This window comes from Pseudomonas sp. PDM04 (genome assembly GCF_014851765.1).
Classification (GTDB): Bacteria; Pseudomonadota; Gammaproteobacteria; order Pseudomonadales; family Pseudomonadaceae; genus Aquipseudomonas.
Window position 1 is genome coordinate 902859 of the sequence record NZ_JACVAI010000001.1, and the last position, 23834, is coordinate 926692.

The following is a 23834-nucleotide window of genomic DNA, read 5'->3' on the forward strand; positions in this document are numbered from 1 at the left end:
GACTTCATAAACTCGCGTTGCCGTATCGGTCCCCATCATCCGTCCGATACCCGCAGCGCGAGTTTTTTTGTTGCTGCGAAACCTGCAGGCGCGAGCTGGCTCGCGCCTGCAGATGTTTTTCAGCGTTTACGCAGGATCACGCTGCCAATCGAATAACCGGCACCGAACGAACTGAGCACCGCCAGCGAACCGGGCGCCAGGTCGTCCTGGTTCTTGTGGAACGAAATCACCGAACCGGCGGAGCTGGTGTTGGCGTAGGTGTCGAGAATCACCGGGGCTTCCTGTTCGGTTGCATCGCGGCCCAGCAGCTTCTTGACGATCAGGTGGTTCATGCTGAGGTTGGCCTGGTGCAGCCAGAAGCGCTTCACGTCGGCGACGTTGAGCTGGTTCTCTTCGAGATGCTGGCCAATCAGTTCGGCGACCATCGGGCAGACTTCCTTGAATACCTTGCGACCTTCCTGGACAAACAGCTTGTCCCTGGCGCCGATGCCCTCTTCTGCCGCGCGGTTGAGGAAACCGAAGTTGTTGCGGATGTTGTTGGAGAACTTGGTCAGCAGCTTGGTGCTGACGATGTCGAATTGGTACTGCGACGTGGCCTGGTCGGCGCGCTCGATGATCACGGCGGTGGCCGCGTCGCCGAAGATGAAATGGCTGTCGCGGTCACGGAAATTCAGGTGACCGGTGCAGACTTCCGGGTTGACCATCAGGATCGCCCGGGCCTGGCCCAGTTGAATGCTGTTGGCGGCGGCCTGAATGCCGAAAGTGGCCGAGGAGCAGGCCACGTTCATGTCGTAACCGAAACCCTGGATGCCCAGCGCTTCCTGGACTTCGATGGCGATGGCCGGGTAGGCGCGTTGCAGGTTGGAACACGCAACGATCACACCGTCGATGTCCGCAGCGGTCTTGCCGGCGCGCTGCAAGGCTTGCTCGGCGGCGCCGATGGCCATCTGGCAGAGAACCGACCACTCGTCGTTCGAGCGCTCCGGCAGGCGTGGCGTCATGCGCTGCGGGTCGAGGATGCCTTCCTTGTCCATGACAAAGCGGCTTTTTATGCCCGAGGCTTTTTCGATGAACGCGGCGCTGGACTCGGTCAGGGCTTCGACTTCGCCTCGGGCGATGGCCTCGGCGTTGTCGGCGTTGAACTGCGCGACGTAGGTGTTGAAAGACTGCACCAGCTCTTCGTTGGAGATGCTGTTGGCCGGGGTGTACAGGCCGGTGCCGCTGATGACGACGTTATGCATGGTCGTTTCTCTAATCTGTTCAGGCAGAAAGCATTGGCACCGACGTACCAATACACAAAGGGTCTGTTCCCATCCCGGGGACGCAAACCTGGCGTCGCTTTATTCCGAGATCCGCCCCTAGCGAAGGCTCTGGGTCGCGAAACCGGCATTTATGGTCGCGAAGTTTGCCATAAACGCCGGGTTTTGGCGCCTTTTGCAAGAACAACGACATCCGGCTCCCACAGGGATCGAGTCATGCCTCCACCAGGCTCCACTGCTTGCTCAGGCGCTTGTCCGAGATCGGCACCCGGGTGCCCAACTGCTGGGCGAACAGCGAAACCCGGTATTCCTCCAGCCACCAGCGATACAGCTCGAGCTGCGGATCGCGTTTCCCTTCCTGCGCGTGCTTGGCGGCGCGGGTCTGGTACTGGGTCCACAGCGCAGACAGCTCGCCGCTCCAGACCCGGTCCTTCTGCACCTGGGCACCGAGCTTTTCGAAACGCTGTTCGATGGCCTTGAGGTAACGCGGCAACTCCTTGAGCCATTGCATCGGCGTTTCGCGGACAAACCCCGGATACACCAGTTGGCTGAGTTGCTGCTTGATGTCGTTCAAGGCCACGGCCTGGGCCAGGTCGATCTTGCCCTTGAAGCGTTTTTGCAGGCCGTGCCAGAGCTTGAGAATCTCCAGGGTCAGCTTCGCCAGACGCTCGGCATGTTCGGTCCAGCCGCCACGCTTGCGCTCGGCCAGCGCCGCCAATGCAGCGCCATCGCGAGGCAACGGGTCTTCGCCGTCGAGAATGCAACTGTCGAGGCTGGCCAGCAGAATGTCTTCCACCAGCGCATCGACGCGCCCCATGTCGCGGTACAGCAGGCCGAGCTCGGTCAGCCCCGGCAACTTGCCGCGCAGGAACTTCGCCGGTTCCGCCAGTTGCTGCATCAGCAAGCGTTGCAGGGCACGGCGGTGCTGGAATTCGGCTTCGGCCGGCGTCGAGAAGCGCCCTTCCTTGACCGTACCGCCCTCTTCCACCAGCGCCGGATACACCGTCATCGACAGCCCGGCGATCTTCTGTTGAGTCTTTTGCGCCACGGCGGCAAACACCTTCGCCTCCACCGGCTGTTGGCTCTTCGCCGTCTGCGGCACCGCAAGCGCCGCCTGGCTCGCCTCGGCAAAGCGCGCAGTCAGTTGCGCCAGATCACGCCCTTCGCCGAGGAACTTGCCCTGGCCGTCGACGATTTCCAGGTTCATGCGCAGATGGCTTTCGACCTGTTGCGCGGCTTCAGCCCAGGCCTCGTCGCTGACCCGCGCACCGGTCATGCGCAGCAGTTCGCGACCCAGCGCCTGGGGCAACGAGCCCTCGGCGAAGGTCATGCGCTGCAACGCAGCCTTGACGAAGTCCGGCACCGGTACGAAATTCTTGCGCAGCGCCTTGGGCAGGTTGCGCACCAGGGCGATGCACTTGGCCTCGATCACCCCCGGCACCAGCCATTCCAGGCGCTCCGGCGGCAGCATCGGCAACAGCGGCGCCGGCACGCGCAAGGTCACGCCATCGCGTGGATGGTTGGGCTCGAAGTGATAACTGAGCGCCAGCTCCAGGTCGCCGATGTGCGAAGTATCCGGGTATTGCATCGCGGTGACTTCACTGGCCTCACGGGCCAGCACGTCTTCCTCGCGCATGATCAACAGCTGTGGATCTTTCTGGCTGTTGACCCGATACCAGCTGTCGAAGGTCGCGGTCTGATGAATGTCCGCCGGCAGCCGCGCATCGTAGAACGCATACAGGGTTTCTTCGTCGGCGAGAATGTCGCGCCGACGGGCCTTGGCTTCCAGTTCGTCGAGTTGCTCCAGCAACTGCGCATTGGCCGACAGGCACTTGGCCTTCGACTGGATTTCACCGCGCACCAGGCCTTCGCGGATAAACAGTTCGCGGGACACCACCGGGTCGACCGGACCGAAATGCACCGGTCGGCGACCGACCACGATCAGTCCGAACAAGGTGATCTGCTCGTAGGCCACGACCTGCCCGCGCTTCTTCTCCCAATGGGGTTCGAAGTGGTTCTTCTTGATCAGATGCCCGGCCAGTGGCTCGATCCAGTCGGCGTCGATCTTGGCGACCATGCGCGCATAGAGCTTGGTGGTCTCCACCAGTTCGGCGGTCATCAGCCATTGCGGGCGCTTCTTGCCGATGCCCGAAGACGGGTGAATCCAGAACCGCCGCTGACGGGCGCCGAGGTAATCGCCGTCTTCGGTTTTCTGTCCGATCTGGCTGAGCAGCCCCACCAGCACCGCCTTGTGCAGTTTCGGGTAATCCGCCGGCTCCTTGTTGAGGCTTAACTGCAGGTCGCGGCAAATAAGGCTCAACTGTCGATGGGAGTCGCGCCATTCGCGCAGGCGCAGGTAATTGAGGAAGTTCTTGCGGCACCAGTTGCGCAGCGGGCTGGCGCTCAGCGCCTGGCGCTGCTCTTCAAAACCGCGCCACAGATTGACCAGCGCGGCAAAATCCGAATCGGGATCTTTCCACTGCGCATGCGCCTGGTCCGCCGCCTGCTGACGCTCCGGTGGACGCTCGCGCGGGTCCTGGATCGACATGGCGCTGGCGACGATCAGCACTTCCTGCAAACTGCCCAGCTTCGCCGCCTCCAGCAGCATGCGGCCCATGCGCGGGTCCACCGGCAAGCGCGCCAACTGCCGACCGAGCGGCGTCAACTGGCTGTTGCGGTCCACCGCCGAGAGTTCCTGCAACAGGTTGAAACCGTCGCTGATGGCCTTGCCATCCGGCGGCTCGATGAAGGGGAAATCGGTGATTTCGCCGAGGCGCAGGTGCAGCATCTGCAGGATGACGGCGGCCAGGTTGGTGCGCAGGATTTCCGGATCGGTAAATTCCGGGCGACCGAGGAAATCCTCTTCGCTGTACAAGCGTACGCAGATACCCGGCTCGACCCGTCCGCAACGGCCTTTACGCTGGTTGGCGCTGGCCTGGGAAATCGCTTCGATGGGCAGGCGCTGGACCTTGGCCCGATAGCTGTAGCGGCTGATGCGCGCGGTGCCGCTGTCGATCACGTAACGAATGCCGGGCACCGTCAGCGAGGTTTCCGCGACGTTGGTCGCCAGCACCACGCGACGCCCCGGGTGGGACTGGAAAATCCGCTGTTGCTCGGCCGGCGAGAGCCGCGCGTACAACGGCAGGATTTCGGTGTGCTTGAGCTGGGCCTTGCGCAGCATGTCGGCGGCGTCGCGGATCTCTCGTTCACCGGGCAGGAACACCAGCACGTCGCCCGGACTGCGCCGCTCGCTGCGTTCATAAGCGGCGATTTCGTCGAGGGTGGCGAGAATCGCCTGGTCCACGGTCAGGTCATCCTCGACCCGGTTGCCCTCTTCGTCCTGCTCCAGGGTCAGCGGGCGATACCAGGTGTCCACCGGGAAGGTACGACCGGACACCTCGACGATCGGCGCGTCGTCGAAATGCCTGGAGAAGCGCTCCAGGTCGATGGTCGCCGAGGTGATGATGACTTTCAGGTCCGGACGGCGCGGCAGCAGGGTTTTCAGGTAACCCAGCAGGAAATCGATGTTGAGGCTGCGTTCGTGGGCCTCGTCGACGATGATCGTGTCGTAGCGTTCCAGGTAACGGTCGTTCTGGGTTTCCGCGAGCAGGATGCCGTCGGTCATCAGTTTGATCAGGGTGTTGGCATCGCTCTGATCCTCGAAACGCACCTGGTAACCGACCAGCGCGCCCAAGGGGGTGCCCAGTTCCTCGGCGACCCGGCTGGCGACACTGCGCGCGGCGATGCGGCGCGGCTGGGTGTGGCCGATCAGGCCGTGCTGGCCACGACCGATTTCCAGGCAGATCTTCGGCAACTGGGTGGTTTTACCCGAGCCGGTCTCGCCGGCGATGATCAACACCTGGTGCTTTTCCAGCGCCTGCTTGATTTCGTCGCGCTTGGCGGCAATCGGCAGGCTGTCGTCGTAACGAATCACCGGCAGGCTGGCCTTGCGCGCCAGCACCTGATCGCAGGACGCCTGCATGCGCGCCACCCATTGGACCAACTTGGCCTCGTCGGGTTTCTTGCGCAGCTCAAGCAACTGCCGCCGCAGCCGGTGACGGTCGGCGAGCATGGCGTGATCGAGGTTTTTCAGCAGTTTGTCGATGGAAGGCGATTCGTCAGTCATCAGGTACGCAATAAGTCGTCTAGTGGCGCAGGGGGGCGATTGTCGCAGATTTCACGGCCGCTGCGCGGCCGATTCGCGAGCCGGCTCACTCCCACCGTTGACGGTGGTGCTGCCGATTGCAGGGTCGGCACAGACCCAGTGTGGGAGCGAGCCGGCTCGCGAAGCGGACACACAGAGCTACTCGTTATCGAGGCCCTTGCGCCGATACGGGAACACATCGATCACTTTCCCGGCCCGAATCGCCTCCTGCAAACCCTTCCAGTAATCGGCGTTGTACAACTCGCCATGCAACTGGTCGAACAACTTGCGCTGCCCCGCATCGGCAAACAGGAACGGCGGAAACTCTTCCGGGAACACGTCCAGCGGCCCGATCGAATACCACGGCTCCGAGGCCATTTCGTCCTCGGGTGTGCGCGGCGCCGGGATGTGGCGGAAGTTGGCTTCGGTCAGGAAACAGATTTCGTCGTAGTCATAGAACACCACGCGACCATGACGGGTCACGCCGAAATTCTTCAGCAGCATGTCGCCGGGAAAGATGTTGGCCGCCGCCAGTTGCTTGATCGCCAGCCCGTAGTCGTCCAGCGCCTCGCGCACTTGCGCTTCGTTGGCGTTGTCCAGGTACAGGTTCAGCGGCGTCATCCGCCGTTCCGTCCAGCAGTGGCGGATCAGCACCGTGTCACCTTCGACCGACACGGTGGACGGCGCCACTTCCAGCAATTCCTCAAGGCATGCCGGTTCGAATTTACCCAGTGGAAAACGGAAGTCGGCGAACTCCTGGGTATCGGCCATGCGCCCGACGCGGTCGACGCTTTTCACCAGCCGGTACTTCTCGATCACCGTGGCGCGGTCGACGTTTTTCGACGGAGAAAACCGGTCCTTGATGATTTTGAACACGGTGTTGAAACCCGGCAGGGTGAACACGCTCATCACCATGCCACGCACGCCGGGGGCCATGATGAACTGGTCGTCGGTGTTGGCCAGGTGATTGATCAGCGCCCGGTAGAACTCCGATTTGCCGTGCTTGTAGAAACCGATCGAGGTGTACAGCTCGGCGATGTGCTTGCCCGGCAGGATGCGTTTGAGGAAGCCGATGAACTCCGCCGGCACCGGCACATCCACCATGAAATACGAACGGGTGAAGGAAAAGATGATCGACACGTCGGCTTCGTCGGTGATCAGCGCATCGATCTGGATGCCGCGACCTTCCAGGTGCAGCAGCGGGATCGCCAGCGGCCATTGCTCATCGGCGGTGAAGATGCGCCCCACCAGGTACGCGCCCTTGTTGCGGTACAGCACCGAGGAGAACAACTCGACGCTCAGATCCGGGTCCTTGCACACCCAGTCCGGCAGGTTCTCGCGCAATTGCGCCTCGAGGCGTCGCAGGTCGCCCGGCAGGTCGGCGTAATCCTCGCGGAAACGGTAGTCGGCAAATATGCTCGCGAGCATCTCCGCCAGGTGCCCCTGGGGTTTGTAGGTGCGGGTTTGCGCGGCGCGCGCCCGGCGCAGGCTGGGCCGGGTGGTGTGGATGAACATGCAGCCATCGCTGATCAGGTCATGGCTGAACAAGCCGCAGAAGATCGAGTTGTACCAGGTCTCGGACAACTCATCGTCGAAGCGCAGGTCAATCAGGCTGATGTAGGCGCTCTTGACCAGCGGCCAGCAACTGACATCCAGGGTGTCGGAATCGAAGGCAACACGCAGCCGCTCGACCGTTTCACTGACTTTTTCTTCGTAGAGGTTGATCCGTGCCGCCGACGCCACCTGCGTCGCCTGCCACTGGGCCTGCTCGAAACGCGCCCGGGCGCCGTCGGTGATCTGGCGAAAATGCTCACGGTAATCGTCAAAGCCATCGAGGACCATTCGGGCGATGTCGGCGGCGGGCCATTGCTGCGGCATGGTGAAACCTCTGCGGTTATCTGGAAGACCTGAGCTTAGCCAGTCAACCCGGTGCAGGAGAAGGGTATTTTCGGCCGTTGTTGCGGATGATTCATTTGGATACAGATATTTTTTCGGTTTTTTTAAGTCGACCGTTTAGTCAATAAACGACCTTCCATCAGCGCATCTCAGTGATGAATCGATTCATCCACAGACCTCGAATTCCGTGGCTTTCGGATCCAATCCTGGAGGCGCACGCCGTTTTGCGCCGCCCACTTCAAACCTTCGTGGCCTCCTGAACGCCTCCCAAGGTGGCCTTACCAAAGTAGTGGCACTTTGATATACACGCCGCCGTTACCCGCCTAATAACAAGATCTTCGGTCAACGAGGACTACCTCTCTCATATGCCCAAGGAGCATTTTCATGCCGTTAAGGAACCTGCGCATCGGTTTGCGTGCCAGTTTGAGTTTCGCCGTTCTCGCCAGTCTTCTGGTACTGGTCGGACTGTTTGGTCTCGGTCAGATGGCGACCTTGCGCGAAAGCGCCAGAATCATTGAAGAATCATGGATGCCAAGCAGCGAGCGCATTCACGACAGCGCGGCCAACATCGCGACCATCCGCCTGGAGTCGTTGCGCCTCAGGACCAGCAGCCACAGTGAGGTCAGGCAGAAGAGCAAGGGCATCATCAGCGCCCAACGCCAGGAGTTGCTCCAGCGTCTCGAGGATCACGCGGCCCTGCTGTCGAGCGATCAGGAACGGGCCATGCTCGACAGCCTGAAGTCAACCGTCGCCAAGTACCTGTCGCTCGTCGACCAGGTCATTGCCCACATCGACGCCGGCCATGACAGTCAGGCCTACGAGCACCTCAACGTCGAATCCAACGTGCAGGGCACCCAGCTGGACAAAATCCTGGAGTCGATGATCAGCTTCAACCAGCAAGGTGCCGACGCCGCCGCCGACGCCGCCACGGCGTTGTACCAGCGCGCGCAATGGATCGTCGGCTCGATCATCGTCGTTGCCTTGCTGGCCACCCTGCTCCTGGCCTGGGCGCTGACCCGCAGCATCACCACGCCCATCAATCAGGCCCTGGACGTCGCCCGCCGGATTGCCTCGGGTGACCTCAGCGGCAAAGTCGTCAGCGATGGCAAGGACGAAGCTGCGCAGTTGCTCGATGCCCTGGCCGACATGCAGGGCAACCTGCGTTCGACCATCCACGGCATCAGTGAGTCGGCCCGACAACTGGCCTCCGCCGCCGAAGAGATGAGTTCGGTGATGGAGGAAAGCACCCGCAGCCTGCAACAACAGAACGACCAGATCGAAATGGCCGCCACCGCCGTCACCGAAATGAGCACGGCGGTGGATGAAGTGGCCAGCAATGCCGTGTCCAGCGCCGAAGCGTCCCAGGCATCGAACGAGGACAGCAAGCACGGGCACCTTCAGGTCAGCGAAACCATCACCTCGATCCAGGGCCTGGTCAGTGAAGTGCTGGGCGCCTCGGAACAGGCCCAGGGCCTGGCCGTCCAGGCGCAGGACATCAGCAAGGTGCTGGAAGTGATCCGCGGCATCGCCGGCCAGACCAACCTGCTGGCACTCAATGCCGCCATTGAAGCGGCGCGCGCCGGTGAAGCCGGACGCGGGTTCGCCGTGGTGGCCGATGAAGTGCGCTCGCTGGCGCAACGCACGCAGAACTCCACCGAAGAAATCGAGCTGATGATCACCAACATCCAGCAAGGCACCGGGGCCACGGTCGGCGCTTTGCAAAGCAGCGCCGAGCATGCCAACCAGACCTTGCACCGGGCCAACAGTGCGGGCAATGCGCTGGAGAAAATCACCGCGTCGATCTCGCAGATCAACGAACGCAACCTGGTGATCGCCAGCGCCGCCGAACAGCAGGCACTGGTGGCCCGGGAAGTCGATCAGAACCTGGTGAACATCCGCGATCTTTCGACCCAGACGGCCGCAGGCGCCACTCAGACCTCGGCCGCCAGCCATGAACTGTCTCGGCTGGCGGTTGACCTCAACGGCCTGGTGACGCGCTTTGTAATTTGATGCCGGTTTTTCGGTTGCCATCGACCGGGCGCTCGGCAACACTCTCGCCCCCATCAAAGGAAGGAGTGCACCGTGAGCCCTGTCGATTCTGTGCGTCTGCTGTCGCTGGCGGCCATCTGGGGTGCGAGCTTTCTGTTCATGCGCATCATTGCCCCGGTGATCGGCCCCATTCCCACCGCGTTTTTCCGTGTCTCGATAGCCGCCGTCGGGTTGCTGGCGATTCTCGGGCTGCTGCGCGTGCGCTGGGATTTCAAAGGCAAGCTGAAAACCGTGATGTTGCTCGGGGTGATCAACTCGGGCATTCCGGCGACGCTCTATTCGGTGGCGGCCCAGGTACTGCCTGCCGGCTACTCGGCGATTTTCAACGCGACGACGCCGTTGATGGGCGTGTTGATCGGCGGGCTGTTTTTCAGTGAACGGCTCACCGCCGCCAAACTCGGCGGGGTGTTTCTCGGCCTGTTCGGCGTGGGTGTGTTGACCCGCGCCGGTCCGGTGGCGTTCGACCTGCAACTGTTGATGGGCGCCCTCGCCTGCCTGCTGGCCACCACTTGCTATGGTTTTGCCGGGTTTCTCGCCCGCCGCTGGCTCGATCAGGCCGGAGGGCTCGACAGTCGCCTGTCGGCGCTGGGCAGCATGCTCGGGGCCACCCTGTTCCTGCTGCCGCTGTTCGGCTACAGCGTGCTCAGCCAGCCACCGGCGAGCTGGGGCGGCTGGAATGTCTGGCTGTCGTTGCTGGGGTTGGGGCTGGTGTGCACGGCGTTCGCCTACATCATCTACTTCCGCCTGCTGAGCTCGATCGGCCCGGTGAAATCGATGACGACGACCTTCCTCATTCCACCGTTTGGCGTGCTGTGGGGCGCGCTGTTGCTGGATGAACCGCTGTCGATTGCACACCTGTATGGCGGGGTGTTGATTGCGGCGGCGTTGTGGTTGGTGTTGAAGCCGGCCCGGCAGGTGGGTCGGTAAAAGCATCGCGAGCAGGCTCGCTCCCACAGGATCTCGGGTAAAACAGGAATCTGTGTACACCCTCATCACTGTGGGAGCGAGCCTGCTCGCGATTCGTTCAGCCACTACAAAGCTGCCTGACTCACCTCCCCATCCACCAACCGCCGAATCCCCAGCGGATTGCTGTCCTGCAACGCCTCGGGCAGCAACGCATCCGGATAATTCTGGAAGCACACCGGGCGTAGGAAGCGGTCGATCGCCAGTGTCCCCACCGACGTCCCCCTGGCATCCGACGTCGCCGGATACGGCCCGCCATGGACCATGGCGTCACAGACTTCGACGCCGGTCGGATAACCGTTGAGCAAGATCCGACCGACTTTTTCCTGCAGCACGTCGGTCAGCCAGCGGTGCTCCAGCAACTCGTCGGCCTCGCCAATCAGTGTCGCGGTCAATTGCCCGCGCAAGCCGTGCAGCGCTGCCGCGAGCTGCGCCCGATCCTCGACTTCGATGACGATGGTGGTCGGTCCGAAGACCTCCTCCTGAAGCAGTTCGTCGCCTTTGAGCAACAGGCTGACATCGGCCTTGAACACCTGCGGTTGCGCCTGCCGGCCCTGCTGCGGTTTGCCCGCCAGGTGCGTCAGCCCGGGATGTTCGTGCAGCTCGACCAGCCCATGGCTGTAGCTGGCCAGCGCACCGGCGTTGAGCATGGTCTGCGCCGGTTGCTCGTTCATGGAGGTGCAGAACGCCTGCAAAAATGCGCTGAATTGCGGCGAGCGCAGGCCGATGACCAGGCCCGGGTTGGTGCAGAACTGGCCACACCCCAACGTCACCGAACCGGCCAGTTGCGCCGCGATCTGCTCACCACGCACCTGGAGCGCTTCGGGCAACAGGAACACCGGGTTGATGCTCGACATTTCGGCGAACACCGGGATCGGCTGCGCTCGGGTCGCGGCCATGTGACTCAAGGCATTGCCGCCCTTGAGCGAACCGGTAAACCCGACCGCCTGGATCGCCGGGTGCTTGACCAGCCACTCGCCCACGCCCGCGCCGTAGATCATGTTGAACACACCCGCCGGCATGCCCGTGCGTTCGGCCGCGCGGAGGATCGCGTCAGCGACCCACTCGGCCGTCGCCATATGCCCGCTGTGCGCCTTGAACACCACCGGGCAGCCGGCGGCCAGGGCCGACGCGGTATCGCCACCGGCCGTGGAAAAGGCCAGTGGGAAGTTGCTCGCACCGAACACCGCCACCGGGCCGATGGCGATGCGGTACTGACGCAGGTCGGGACGCGGCAGCGGCTGCCGGTCCGGCAGTGCCCGGTCAATCCGCGCGCCATAGAAGTCACCGCGTCGCAGGACCTTGGCGAACAGACGCATCTGGCCGCTGGTGCGACCCCGTTCGCCCTGGATACGAGCGGCCGGCAAGGCAGTTTCGCGGCACACGGTGGCGACGAACTCATCGCCCAGCGCATCGATTTCATCGGCGATGGCGTCGAGGAACGTGGCGCGTTTTTCCGCGCTCAGGTTGCGGTAGATCGGACAGGCCGCAGCGGCGGCCTTGGCGGCGGCATCCACCTCGGCTTCGCTGGCCTGGAAAAACCGTACCGGCAAGGGTTCACCGGTGGTGGCATCGAGACTTTGCAGTTGCACGGTGCCGTTGGCACTGCGTCGCCCGCCAATGTAGTTGTGGCCCAGTAACGTGGTCATGAGGTTTCCTTGAGCAGCTGACAAGTGAAGAGTTAAAGCGCACGCACCTGGCCGATGGGCAGTGGCTGCGCGCTTTCGCCGATACCGTTGACCAACGGCGCGCCGAACTCGTCGAGGCTGATCTGGAACCGATCCCCCGGCTGGGTCTTCACCCCGTCGGCGAACGACAGCGTCGCGGTGCCGAAGTAGTGCACGTGAACATCGCCGGGACGCAGGAACTGTGCGTATTTGAAGTGGTGAAATTCCAGGTTGGCGAGGCTGTGGCACATGTTGTCTTCACCGCTGAGGAATTCCTTTTCCCAGAGGGTTTCGCCGTTGCGCACGATGCGGCTGGTGCCGACCAGATGCCGGGGCAATTCGCCGACGCGCAACTCGGGACCGTAGGCGCAACTGCGCAGTTTCGAGTGCGCCAGGTACAGGTAATTGCGCCGCTCCATCACATGGTCGGAGAACTCGTTGCCCAAGGCAAAACCGACGCGATACGGCAGGCCGTCGTCGCCGATCACGTAGAGACCGGTCAGCTCCGGTTCCTCACCGGCATCCTCGGCGAACGGGGGCACCGGGAAATCCGCGCCGGGGCGCACGACGATGCTGCCGTCGCCCTTGTAGAACCACTCGGGTTGCGCACCGACCTGACCGTCCGCCGGTTTGCCGCCATCCAGGCCCCACTTGAACATGCGCATGGTGTCGGTCATGCCGGCTTCGACCGCACCGTCATGCTGGTGCATCTTGTCCCGCGCCGAGGCACTGCCCAGGTGAGTCAGGCCGGTGCCGCTGATCAGGCAGTGCGCCGGGTCGTCGTGGTCCAGCGGCGGCAGGACCTTGCCCTGCTGCAACAGCTGCGCGTAATCCGGGCCCGGCCGGGTGCCGCGCAGGGCCACTTCATCCTGCAGGCTGCGTTGCGCACGGATGGCCGCGAGGGCCAGTTCACGGGTGCTGGCGGTGTTGTTCAACACCTGCACGAGGGAACCCTCGACCACGCCGACCTGGCGTTCTCCAGCGGTATTTTCGAATTGAATCAGGCGCATGTTTTCCTCCACTGAGTCGCGATGGCGCCGTCCGGGACGGCGCCTCAAGGTCACTCGATGATGTTGAAGTCGCTCAGGTATTCATCGGAGATTTCCAGGCCCAGGCCCGGTTTGTTGTCATCGAGCTGGATGTAGCCGTTGACCGGCTGCGGCTCGCCCTTGAACACGTAGTAGAACAGCTCGTTGCCGACCTCGACGTCGAACACCGGGAAGAACTCGGCCATCGGCGAGGCCGTGGTGGACATGGTCAGGTGGTAGTTGTGCATCTGCCCGGCGTGCGGGATGACCGGCACCGACCAGGCCTCGGCCATGGCGTTGATCTTGCGCGCGGCGGTGATGCCGCCGACGCGGTTGGTGTCGTACTGGATCACGTCGACGGCGCGACGTTCCAGCAGGTCCTTGAAACCGTAGGAGGTGAATTCGTGCTCGCCACCGGAGATCGGCATGATCCCCATTTTTTTCAGCTCGATGTAACCCTCGATGTCGTCGGCGATCACCGGCTCTTCCAGCCAGCGCGGTTCGAACTCGGCAAGCTTGGGCAGCATGCGGCGCGCATATTCCAGGGTCCAGCCCATGTAGCACTCGAGCATGATGTCGACGTCAGGGCCGGCCAGCTCGCGCAGGGCACGCACTTGTTCGATGTTGCGACGCATGCCGGCGGGGCCGTCTTTCGGGCCGTAGCCGAAGCGCATCTTCAGCGCGGTGAACCCCTGATTCAGGTAGCCCTGGGCTTCTTCGAGGAACAGGTCGAGGTTGTCGTTGGCGTAGAGCTTGGAGGCGTAGGTACAGATCTTCTCTTTGGTGCGCCCGCCCAGCAGCTTGAACACCGGTTTGTTGACCGCTTTGCCCATGATGTCCCAGATCGCGATATCGATCGCCGAGATCGCCGCCATGCCAATGCCTTTGCGGCCCCAGGCGTGGCTCTGGCGGTACATTTTCTGCCAGATGTATTCGTTGTCGAACGGGTCTTCGCCAATCGCGATCGGTGCCAGGTAAGTGTCGATGATTTCCTTGGCCACACGCGGCGCCAGAGCGCAGTTGCCGATGCCGACGAGACCGGTGTCGGTCTCGACTTCCACCACCAGCCAACCGTGGAACCGGAACGAGCCCATGGCATCGCCGCGCTCGAACAGGATGTCGCTGGCATTGGTGCAGAAGTGCGCCTGCGGTGGGACGACTTTGCCTTTCCACTCGAAAACGCGGGTACGGATTGCTTTGATTTTCATGAATTCAGTTCCTTGCTAACGCTTGGGTAGTGATCAGCCAACCTGAGCCGGTGTGAGCTGCGAGGGGGTTTCGGGGGTGTGGGTGGTGCGAAGTCGGGACAGCAGGACGGCGCCGAGAATGCCCACCAGGGCCAGGGCGAACATGCCGGCACGCGGGTCGGCGAAACTGCTTTCCATCACGGTTTTCAGGTTCGGCGCGACGAAGCCGCCGAGGTTGCCGATGGAGTTGATCAGCGCGATTCCGCCCGCCGCCGCCGCACCGCTGAGGTAGCTGGTGGGAATGGTCCAGAACAGCGGCTGGACCGAGACGAAACCGGCGGCCGCAAAACAGAAGGCGATCACCACCGGCACCATGCTGGTGCCCAGCGCCGAAGCGGCGATACCGAGGGCTGCCATGGTCAGCATGCACACGGCGAGGCGACGGTGCTGGCCAGTGCGGTCGGCATAGCGGGTCACAAGGCGGGTCACCACCAGGGCGCAGACCCACGGGATCGCGGTGATCAGGCCGACGTTGAGGCCGACATGCCCGTCGAGCAGACCGGCAATGCGGGTCGGCAGGTAGAACACCACGCCGTAGACACTCATCTGAATGGTGAAATACGCCAGGCAGAATTGCAGCACCCGCCCGTTGCGCAGGGCACTGAAGAAACCATGGGGGCTGCTGTCCTTTTTCTTCGCGTCTTCTTCGCTGAGCGCGGTTTCCAGCGCCTGCTTTTCTTCAGCGCTGAGCCAGGTGGCCTGGGCCGGACGGTCGACCAGATAGAAGTACGCGGCGATGCCGACCACCGATGCCATCAAGCCTTCCACGACGAACAGCCACTGCCAGTTGGTCAGGCCGAACACGCCGTGGAAATCCAGCAGCCAGCCCGACAGCGGACTACCCAGGACCAGCGCCAGCGGCAAGCCGAAATAGAACAGGCCGAGCGCCTGGCCACGGCTCTGCGCCGGGAACCAGTAAGTGAGGTAGAGAATGATCCCCGGGAAGAAACCGGCTTCGGCCACACCCAGCAGGAAACGCAGGACGTAAAAGGTTTCGGCGTTGTGGGCGAACATCATCGCCGCCGACACCAGCCCCCAGGTCACCATGATCCGGCACAGCCAGACCTTCGCACCGAGGCGGTGCAGCATGTAGTTGCTCGGCACTTCGAAAAACGCATACCCGATGAAGAAGATGCTCGCGCCAAACGCAAACGCCGCATCGCCCAGCCCGGTGTCCGCTTGCAGCGCCGCTTTGGCGAAGCCGACGTTGGAGCGATCGATGAACGCGAGGATGTACATCAGGATCAGAAACGGCAGCAAACGCAGCCGGCTTTTGGAGATGGCACTGGACAGAGCCAGGGCGGAATCTGGACGGGTCATGTGAAGTTTCCTGTACTGCCGGTATGGGCCTTGCGGAAGTGACAAGGCAGGCTTTTTGTAGTTGTCGTCGGATGGACCGAAGCGGCCTGTGTGGCCTGCTGAGCTCATTCGATGGAGCGACTGTAGCCAGCGCAGGGAGGTGCGGATAATCACTTATGCGCATCCATCGATAACCTGGGGTGATAGGTTCGAGCAGTAATTGCACAAATTGGGTTATCAGGCTGCCAAACAGCTTTGCCACTCCCAAAACCACTGTGGGAGCGAGCAGGCTCGCGACAGCGGGCGGACAGTCACCATTGCAGTGCCTGTACAGCCGTCATCGCGAGCAGGCTCGCTCCCACAGGTTGATTTCAGTCGTTCACAGTTTGTGTGGGTGCACACAGCGCCCACAGGGTGACGCGTTGATCATCAGTAGCGGTTGCCACCCATCCGGCAGGCGATTTCGAAGGCCTGGCGGATCGCGCCGGGGTTGGCCTTGCCTTGCCCGGCGATATCGAAGGCGGTGCCGTGGGCCGGGGTGGTGATCGGGATTGGCAGGCCGCCCTGGACGGTCACGCCACGGGAGAAGCCCATCAGCTTGATCGCGATCTGTCCCTGATCGTGATACATGGTCACCACTGCGTCGAAGGCACTGGCGTCGCCCTGTACCTTGAGGAAGATCGTGTCGCCCGGATACGGTCCTTCCGCCGCGATGCCGGCGGCCTGCGCGGTGCGCACCGCCGGGCCGATGATGTCCAGTTCTTCGCGGCCAAACGAGCCGTTATCGCCGTTGTGCGGGTTCAAGCCACAGACACCGATGCGCGGTTTTTCCAGGCCGCTGCGTTTCAGTGCGGTGTCGATCAACTGGATCGCTTCCACCACCCGCTCCTGGCTGAGCATCCCCGGCACCTGTGCCAACGCCACATGGGAAGTCACCCGGGACGTCCAGAGGTTGTCGAGCACATTGAACTCACAGAAGGGGCCGTGGAAATCCAGCAGCTCGGCAAACCAGTGCAGTTCATCGTTGTGCGCCATGCCGGCCATGTGCAGCGAGGTCTTGTTCAACGGCCCGAACAGCACCGCATCGGTGGTGCCGGCCTCGGTCAGGCGCAGGGCTTTTTCCAGGGTGTCGAGGCTGTAGCGCCCACCCATGACACTGGCTTCGCTGCGGGCAAATTCCCCCAGCGTGTCGCCTCGGAAGTCATAGAACAGCGGCGTGTCGTCGGTGAACGACAACTGCTCCAGCGATTCCACGCGACGGTAGGGAAACTCAACCCCGGCGATGCGCATGCCGCGACGCATCTCCGCCTCGTCGGCAATCAGGATCACGTTGGCCTGGCGGCGTACGTCGGGCTCGCCGAGCAACCGTGCGATCAGCTCCGGGCCAATGCCGGCGGGGTCGCCCAGGACCATGGCGATGGTTGTCTTGTTCATGCTTCACTCCTCAGGGATTCAGGCCGTGTCCGGTCAATGGCGCAAGGTTCGCAGCGGTACACCCGCTGCGCGTTGCTGTAGAACAGTCGCTCCTGATCCGCCGGCGGCAGGTCAGCAACGATGGATTTGAAACCGCTGTAAATGTCGTCGAACGAGCCGCACAGGCTGTCCACCGGAAAGTTGCTGGCGAACATCACACGCCCGGCGCCGAACATGGCGATCACTTCGCGCACGATCCACGCGTTGTCCTTGGCGCGCCACGCCCGGCCCTTGAGGCCCAGGCCGGAAATCTTCACCTGGACGTTCGGCCATTCGGCCAGCCGCGCCATCGCCCGGCGCCAGCCGGCAAGGCCTTCGGCGCTGCGGTCACTGGGCAAACCGGCGTGATTGAGGATCAGCGTGGTGCCGGGAAAGTCCCGGGCCAACCGTTCGGCTTCGTGCAGATTCCACCAGGGAGTCTGCAAGTCGAAGTGCAGCCCCAGCCCCTGCAAGGCCGCATAACTGCGGCGCCAGTGCTCGTCGCTCATGAGGCTGCGCACATGGCCAACCTGCGCCGGGGTTGTCGGCCCGCCAGGCTTGTGGCGCACGCTGCGCACACACTCGAACGCCGCTTGCTCGGCGAGCACCGCGAGTGCGTCCGGGTGATCGAGCCAGGCCTGCGCCACCACCGCATTCGGCACCCCGTAGCGCGCGGCCAGTTGCTCGATGAAACGGGTTTCTCCGATCGGGTCCCGTGGGTCCCATTCGGTCTCGATGTACACCGTTTGCACGACGTTGTGCGGGCCGGCATCGGCGAAGTAATCGTCGGGAAAATAGCGCCGCTTGATCGCGCTGTAGTCGCCGTAGCGAAACGGAATGTTGGCCTCGGGCGCGAGCCAGGGATGCGGGTTGAGCGTCGGGTCCCAGAAATGATGATGGGCGTCGATGATCGGTCCGTCGTACAGCTTAGCCATGGCGCACCTCGTCCAGACTGATGAACAGCGTTGCCAGCACAAACACCGCCGAGCACAGCGCAAAGAACCCCAGCACCGGGGCGAACCCACCGGCCATTTGCAGGATCACCCCGACCAGGATCGGCACCGCAATCCCGCCGGTGCTGCCGGCCATGTTCATCACCCCGCCGATCAGGCCGACCCGCGCCGGTGCCGCGAGCAGCGCCGGGAAGCTCCAGTAGAGGCTGCCCCACATCAGGAAAAACGCGGTCATCGCCAACAGCGCCACGGCGGCAAAAGGGTTGGTCAGGGTCGGCAACAACAGGAACGCGCCGAGCGCCACCAGGCCGGAAAACGCCAGCAGGCCCTTGACCGCCACGCCACGGCGCACGCCCTTGCGGATCAGGCCGTCGCAGAGAAAGCCGCCGGTCAACGAGCCCAGCGCGCCGCAGATGAAAATCACGAACGTCGCCGCGCCAATGCCCTTGATATCGAAGCCACGGGCCTGCGCCAGGTAGCTCGGCCCCCAGGTCAGCAGCCCGAAATACACCATCGCCCAACTGGCGCGGCCTATCAGCAAGCCGCTGAGGGAGCGCGCGGCAATGCCCAGGCCCTTGACCGGCACGCGCGCGGCCTCGGCAGCCGGCGTCAGGCGCCCGGCGTTGATCTTCTCCAGCTCTTGCGCATTGACCTGCGGGTGAGTAGCCGGGTCATCGCGCAGGTAGCGCCACGCCAGCCAGCCCAGCACCAGCGTGGCGACGCCGGCGATGCCAAAGGCCAGTCGCCAGGAGTCCAGCGTGGCGATCAGGTAGGCAATGATCAGCCCGCCCAGTGCAACGCCCAACGGGCTGCCGCTGTCCATCAGCACCGCGCCGCGACTGCGTTCGCTGGGTGCCAGCCACAGCGAAATCAACTTGCCGCCCGACGGGAACAACGGCGCCTCGGCGGCCCCCAGCGCGACCCGGGCGAACAGCAACGACAACCCGCCGGTGGCAAATGCCGCGAGCACCTGGAAAGTCCCCCACAGCCCGGTGGACCAGCTGATCACCCGGTGCGGTCCGAAACGATCAATCATCCAGCCGCCGGGAATCTGCAACAGTGCATACGCCCAGAAGAAGCTGCTGAGGATCAGCCCTTGCAGGCTCGGCGACAGGGAGAATTCATGGGCGATGGTCGGCATCGCAATCGACAGCGACACCCGGTCGATCAGGTTGACCATGGTCAGCGCGAAGACGATCGCGAAGATCCGCCAGCGTACGCTGCTGGCCTTGGTGGTGCCCGCCAGGGGTGTGGCCGCTGCGGCGGGTGGGACATCTGCCTCTGGCAGATGCAGGGAAGCACTGGGACGAGCCATGGTGCATACCTCGATTTATTATTTTTGTAGGAGTGTCGCATTTGCCGTTTCAGGACGGCATGGGTGAGCACTATCGAAGGCCCAGCGATAACCGTCTAATCAAAACTGGAAATACGGCGATAGCCTTGAGTTATGGCATGCCCGGCTTTCAGGGACCTTTCAGTCAAAACGCCTCAACCGTACTTTGCCCTGAAACCGCTCTGGCGCGAGGCTCCTGGCGAACGGTCTGATCGATCATCCGACGAGCTATAACCCCAGGCTATCGGTGTATGTATTGTTTTGACTAGACGCGAGGGCGGCGGCTTCCCACACTCGGGCCAGGCTTGCAGCTTTTGAGCACCGACAAGTCACTCATAACAACTACAAAAACGAGGCCCTTCCATGCGAAATGCATTCGTCCGTCGCACATCCGGTCTGTTGCTTGGCTGCTCGTTGATCGCGGCCGGCGCCCTGCCCGCCCTCGCTCACGCCGCCTGGCAACCGGACAAGAACGTCGAGATCGTCGTCGCCGGCGGCCCCGGTGGCGGAACCGACCAGCTCGGCCGGTTGATCCAGTCGATCATCACCACCCACAAACTGCTCGACGTCAACACCATCGTCCTCAACAAGGGCGGCGGCAACGGCGCCGAAGCCTTCCTCGACCTGAAAATGAACAAGGGCGACGCAGAAAAACTGGTGATCGGCACCAACAACATCTACCTGCTGCCCCTGGTGTCCAAGCTCGGCTACCAGTGGCAGGAACTGACCCCCGTCGCCGCCGTGGCCGAGGACGACTTCATTCTCTGGAGCTACAAGGGCGCGCCGTGGAAGGACGCCAAAGGCTTCTACGAAGCGGTCAAGGCCGACCCGAGCAAATTGCGTATGGGCGGCAGCCAGTCCAAGGACGTTGACCAGACCCTGACCCTGCTGCTGAACCAGACCACCCAGAGCAAGCTGGTCTACATCCCGTTCAAAAGCGGCAGCGAAGCCGCGACGCAACTGGCCGGCAAACACATCGCCGCCAACGTCAACAACCCCGCCGAAAGCATCAGTCAATGGCGCGGCGACCAGGTCGAACCGCTCTGTGTGTTCAGCCAGGAGCGCATGAACTACACCGACAAGGTCGCTGGCGACAAATCCTGGGCCGACGTGCCGACCTGCCACGAACAGGGCCTGGGCGTCGACCAGTATCGCTTCCCGCGCACCGTGTTCATGCCCGGCGAAGTCACCGCCGAGCAGCGGGCGTTCTACGTCGAGCTGATGCGCAAAGTCACCGAGACCCCGGAGTTCAAGGCTTACGTGAAGCAGAACGCGCTGGTGCCGACCTTCCTCGAGGGCGAGACACTGACCGCCTACATCGAAAAAGACACCGCCCGCGTCACCCCGGTGTTCAAAGAAGCCGGCTGGCTGAAAAACTGAGTCAGCGACGGCCGTACGCCTGCGCACGGCCGTCACCCCTGGAGGTGCTTTCATGTCCCATTCTTCGGATTCACCGGCCCTGGTCGGTACCCGCTGGGTCGAACTCGGCCTGGCCATCTTCACCGCGCTGATCGGCGCGGTGGTGATGGTCGGCAGTGTCGAACAGGGTATCGGCTGGGGCGATTCCGGCCCCGAGCCGGGTTATTTCCCGTTCTACATCGGCCTGATGCTGTGCGCCGCGAGCGTGGCCAACGGCGTACTGACCCTGGTGCGCTGGCAGGCGCTGAGCATTTCATTCGTCAGCCGCAGCGCGTTCAGGCAAGTGCTGTCGGTGTTCATCCCGATCGCCCTGTTCGTCGCGGCCATGCCCTTCACCGGCATCTACGTGGCGTCGGCCTGTTTCATTGCCTGGTTCATGGCCCGTGACAAAGTCCGCGCCAGGCCCTACGGCAAACTGATGATCGCCAGCGTGTCCCTCGGCGCGGCACTGGCCAGCTACCTGATTTTCGCGCTGTGGTTCAAGGTCCCGCTGGATGCAGGTCCCCTGGGCGACCTGTTGAACCTGTTGGGGAGAACCTTCCAATGAGCGAATTCGATTCCCTGCTGCAAGGCATGAACCTGATCCTCACGCCCGGCCACATCGGCCTGATGGTGATCGGCGTGCTGCTGGGCATCCTGGTCGGTGTATTGCCCGGCCTCGGCGCTCCCAATGGCGTGGCGTTGCTGCTGCCGCTGACGTTCACCATGTCGCCGGTGTCGGCGATCATCCTGCTTTCGTGCATGTATTGGGGCGCCTTGTTCGGCGGCTCGATCACCTCGATCCTGTTCAACATTCCCGGTGAACCCTCATCGGTGGCGACCACGTTCGACGGCTACCCGATGGCCCGCGAAGGTCGCGCCGCCGAAGCCTTGACCGCCGCCTTCAGCTCCGCACTGATCGGCGCCCTGGCCGGGGTGTTGTTGCTGACCTTCCTGTCGACCAAGATCGCCGCGTTCGCCATGACCTTCAGCTCGCCGGAGTTCTTCGCGGTGTACCTGCTGGCGTTCTGCACCTTCATCGGCATGAGCAAGAACCCGCCATTGAAAACCGTGGTGGCGATGATGATCGGTTTCGCCATGGCGGCCGTCGGCATGGACACCGTGTCCGGCAACCTGCGCCTGACCTTCGACCAGCCGATCCTGATGACCGGCATCAGCTTCGAAGTGGCGGTGATCGGTTTGTTCGGTATCGGCGAAATCCTCTGCACGGTCGAGGAAGGCCTGGTGTTCCGTGGCGAGCATGCGCGGATCACGCCGATGGTCATCCTGCGCACCTGGGCAAAACTGCCTCGCTACTGGTGGACGATTGTGCGCAGCACATTGGTGGGTTGCTGGATGGGCATTACCCCGGGCGGCCCGACGGCGGCTTCGTTCATGAGCTACAGCCTGGCGCGGCGCTTCTCGAAGAACCGCGAGAACTTCGGCAAGGGCGAGCTGGAAGGCGTGATCGCACCGGAAACCGCCGACCATGCGGCGGGCACCAGCGCCCTGCTGCCGATGTTGACCCTGGGCATCCCGGGTTCGGCCACGGCGGCGGTGATGCTCGGGGGCCTGATGATCTGGGGCCTGCACCCTGGCCCGACGCTGTTCGTCGAGCAGCATGATTTTGTCTGGGGCCTGATTGCGAGCATGTACCTGGGCAACGTGGTGAGCCTGATCGTGGTCCTGGCCACCGTGCCGCTGTTCGCCTCGATCCTGCGCATTCCGTTCTCGGTCATCGCGCCGATCATCATCATGGTCTGCGCCATCGGTGCCTACTCGGTGCACAACTCGTTCTTCGACGTGGTGCTGATGCTGGGCTTCGGCGCGCTGGGCTACCTGTTCAAGAAGCTCGGGTATCCGATCGCACCGCTGGTGCTGGCTGCCGTGCTGGGCGACAAGGCCGAAGATGCGTTCCGCCAGTCGATGCTGTTCTCCGACGGCCAGATCGGCATTTTCTGGTCGAACCCGCTGGTGGGCAGCCTGACCACGGCCGCCCTGCTGATGCTGTTCTGGCCGTTCATTTCCAAGGCACTGGGCTGCTTGATCGGCCTGCGCAAATCCGCGGCGGCCAAGACCAAACCGGTGCAGTGACACCGTAATGCTGGCAACGCCTGACATTTGTTGTCAGGCTTGCCACCGTCTTCTCTGCGAGCGTGGCCCATGACCCGAATTCCTGATGCCAATGTCATCCACAGCCGACTGCGCCTGCGCCAATTGCGCCTGATGCTGGCGCTGCAGGAATTCGGCTCGCTGCGCCGCGCCGCCGATCACATCGGCATGACCCAGCCAGCGGCGACCAAGATGCTGCACGAGGCCGAGGATCTGCTTGGCGTCGAACTGTTCGAACGCCTGCCCCGGGGCATGCGTTCAACCCCGTTCGGGGAAACCGTGATTTATTACGCGCGCATGGTGTTTGCCGAACTCAGCGGCATGCGCGAGGAACTGGTGGCCCTGGAATCCGGCAACCTGGGGCGCGTCGCCGTCGGGGCCATCCCGGCATTGGCCTCGGGGTTGCTGACCCGCACCATCGCCACCTTGAAACAGAGCCATCCACGCTTGTCGATGAGCATTCAGGTCGACACCAGCGACGTGCTCGTCCAGGCCCTGCTCCAGGACCAGCTCGACATCGTCCTGGGTCGGATTCCGGTGGGGGCGCGGGCTGAAGAGTTGCTGTTCGACAGCCTCGGCGAAGAGGCGCTGTGCGTGATCGCCAGTGCGCAGAATCCGCTGGCCAACGAGAAGCACCTGAGCTGGGCGGAATTGCAGAACATGACCTGGGTGCTGCAACAGCAGCCCAGCCCGATGCGCGCGATCATCAATCAGGTGTTTCACAATGCGCGGGTGGACATCCCCAGCAGCATCGTTGAAACCACCTCGATCATGACCTTGCTCTCGCTGATCCAGCAAACCGACATGCTCGGCGTCACGCCGGTTTCGGTGGTCGAGGACTATCCCGGCCGCGACCTGCTGGCGGTGCTGCCGATCAAGTTCGAAGCGCGGCTGCCACCGTACGGCTTGATCACCCGGCGCCATCGCATTCAATCGTCGGCCATGCAGGCGTTCATGAACTCGGTGCGTGCCGAGCATGCCTCGAGCAAATAAAAAAAGGCCTGGCGTACTGCGCCAGGCCTTTTCTTGTTCCC

General features: G+C 63.0%; 16 protein-coding genes. 6 read left to right on the forward strand and 10 right to left on the reverse strand.

Annotated features, from left to right (window positions below; translation table 11 throughout):
* Positions 1 to 119: 119 nt before the first annotated feature.
* The 3 genes from IB249_RS04150 to aceK all read right to left on the reverse strand — a co-directional run bounded on the left by IB249_RS04150 (position 120) and on the right by aceK (position 7281).
* The gene (locus IB249_RS04150; RefSeq protein ID WP_192302233.1) at positions 120 to 1241 is read right to left on the reverse strand and encodes a beta-ketoacyl-ACP synthase III; all 1122 of its coding nucleotides are present in this window, start codon (positions 1239 to 1241) and stop codon (positions 120 to 122) included.
* Positions 1242 to 1473: 232 nt separating this feature from the next.
* The gene (gene hrpA, locus IB249_RS04155) at positions 1474 to 5385 is read right to left on the reverse strand and encodes an ATP-dependent RNA helicase HrpA (RefSeq protein WP_192302234.1); all 3912 of its coding nucleotides are present in this window, start codon (positions 5383 to 5385) and stop codon (positions 1474 to 1476) included.
* Between the two features lie 177 nt (positions 5386 to 5562).
* Positions 5563 to 7281 (reverse strand): bifunctional isocitrate dehydrogenase kinase/phosphatase, encoded by a 1719-nt coding sequence (gene aceK / locus IB249_RS04160; RefSeq protein WP_192302235.1) that lies wholly within the window; start codon positions 7279 to 7281, stop codon positions 5563 to 5565.
* Positions 7282 to 7683: 402 nt separating this feature from the next.
* Between aceK and IB249_RS04165 the strand changes: the two genes are divergently transcribed.
* Both IB249_RS04165 and IB249_RS04170 read left to right on the forward strand, forming a co-directional pair.
* Entirely contained in the window at positions 7684 to 9309 is a 1626-nt protein-coding gene (locus IB249_RS04165) for a methyl-accepting chemotaxis protein (protein WP_192302236.1), read from the forward strand.
* A 72-nt stretch (positions 9310 to 9381) separates the two neighbouring features.
* Complete coding sequence (locus tag IB249_RS04170; protein ID WP_192302237.1) at positions 9382 to 10275, forward strand: DMT family transporter; 894 nt, start codon at positions 9382 to 9384, stop codon at positions 10273 to 10275.
* A gap of 104 nt (positions 10276 to 10379) precedes the next feature.
* Here the strand turns inward: IB249_RS04170 and IB249_RS04175 are convergent, their stop codons facing one another.
* From IB249_RS04175 to IB249_RS04205, 7 genes are all read right to left on the reverse strand, one after another.
* Positions 10380 to 11960, reverse strand: coding sequence for an aldehyde dehydrogenase (NADP(+)) (locus IB249_RS04175; RefSeq protein WP_192302238.1), 1581 nt, complete (start codon positions 11958 to 11960; stop codon positions 10380 to 10382).
* A 32-nt stretch (positions 11961 to 11992) separates the two neighbouring features.
* A complete protein-coding gene (gene araD1, locus IB249_RS04180) occupies positions 11993 to 12988 on the reverse strand; it encodes an AraD1 family protein (RefSeq protein WP_192302239.1) in 996 nt (331 codons plus the stop codon).
* Positions 12989 to 13038: 50 nt separating this feature from the next.
* Complete coding sequence (locus IB249_RS04185; protein ID WP_192302240.1) at positions 13039 to 14214, reverse strand: L-rhamnonate dehydratase; 1176 nt, start codon at positions 14212 to 14214, stop codon at positions 13039 to 13041.
* Between the two features lie 33 nt (positions 14215 to 14247).
* A complete protein-coding gene (locus tag IB249_RS04190) occupies positions 14248 to 15573 on the reverse strand; it encodes an MFS transporter (RefSeq protein ID WP_192302241.1) in 1326 nt (441 codons plus the stop codon).
* 408 nt (positions 15574 to 15981) lie between these two features.
* Positions 15982 to 16986, reverse strand: a complete 1005-nt coding sequence (locus IB249_RS04195; protein WP_192302242.1) for a 4-hydroxythreonine-4-phosphate dehydrogenase PdxA — start codon at positions 16984 to 16986, stop codon at positions 15982 to 15984.
* The gene (locus IB249_RS04200) at positions 16983 to 17939 is read right to left on the reverse strand and encodes an amidohydrolase family protein (RefSeq protein ID WP_192302243.1); all 957 of its coding nucleotides are present in this window, start codon (positions 17937 to 17939) and stop codon (positions 16983 to 16985) included. Before IB249_RS04200 ends, IB249_RS04195 begins: the two co-directional genes overlap by 4 nt.
* A complete protein-coding gene (locus IB249_RS04205) occupies positions 17932 to 19272 on the reverse strand; it encodes an MFS transporter (protein ID WP_192302244.1) in 1341 nt (446 codons plus the stop codon). Before IB249_RS04205 ends, IB249_RS04200 begins: the two co-directional genes overlap by 8 nt.
* 381 nt (positions 19273 to 19653) lie before the next feature.
* Here IB249_RS04205 and IB249_RS04210 point away from each other — a divergent pair, with 381 nt between their 5' ends.
* From IB249_RS04210 to IB249_RS04225, 4 genes are all read left to right on the forward strand, one after another.
* On the forward strand, positions 19654 to 20670 hold the full coding sequence (locus IB249_RS04210) for a Bug family tripartite tricarboxylate transporter substrate binding protein (protein ID WP_192302245.1): 1017 nt from the start codon (positions 19654 to 19656) through the stop codon (positions 20668 to 20670).
* A gap of 52 nt (positions 20671 to 20722) precedes the next feature.
* Entirely contained in the window at positions 20723 to 21256 is a 534-nt protein-coding gene (locus tag IB249_RS04215) for a tripartite tricarboxylate transporter TctB family protein (RefSeq protein WP_192302246.1), read from the forward strand.
* On the forward strand, positions 21253 to 22782 hold the full coding sequence (locus tag IB249_RS04220; RefSeq protein WP_192302247.1) for a tripartite tricarboxylate transporter permease: 1530 nt from the start codon (positions 21253 to 21255) through the stop codon (positions 22780 to 22782). Before IB249_RS04215 ends, IB249_RS04220 begins: the two co-directional genes overlap by 4 nt.
* Positions 22783 to 22851: 69 nt before the next feature.
* On the forward strand, positions 22852 to 23793 hold the full coding sequence (locus tag IB249_RS04225) for a LysR family transcriptional regulator (RefSeq protein WP_192302248.1): 942 nt from the start codon (positions 22852 to 22854) through the stop codon (positions 23791 to 23793).
* Positions 23794 to 23834 lie beyond the last annotated feature (41 nt).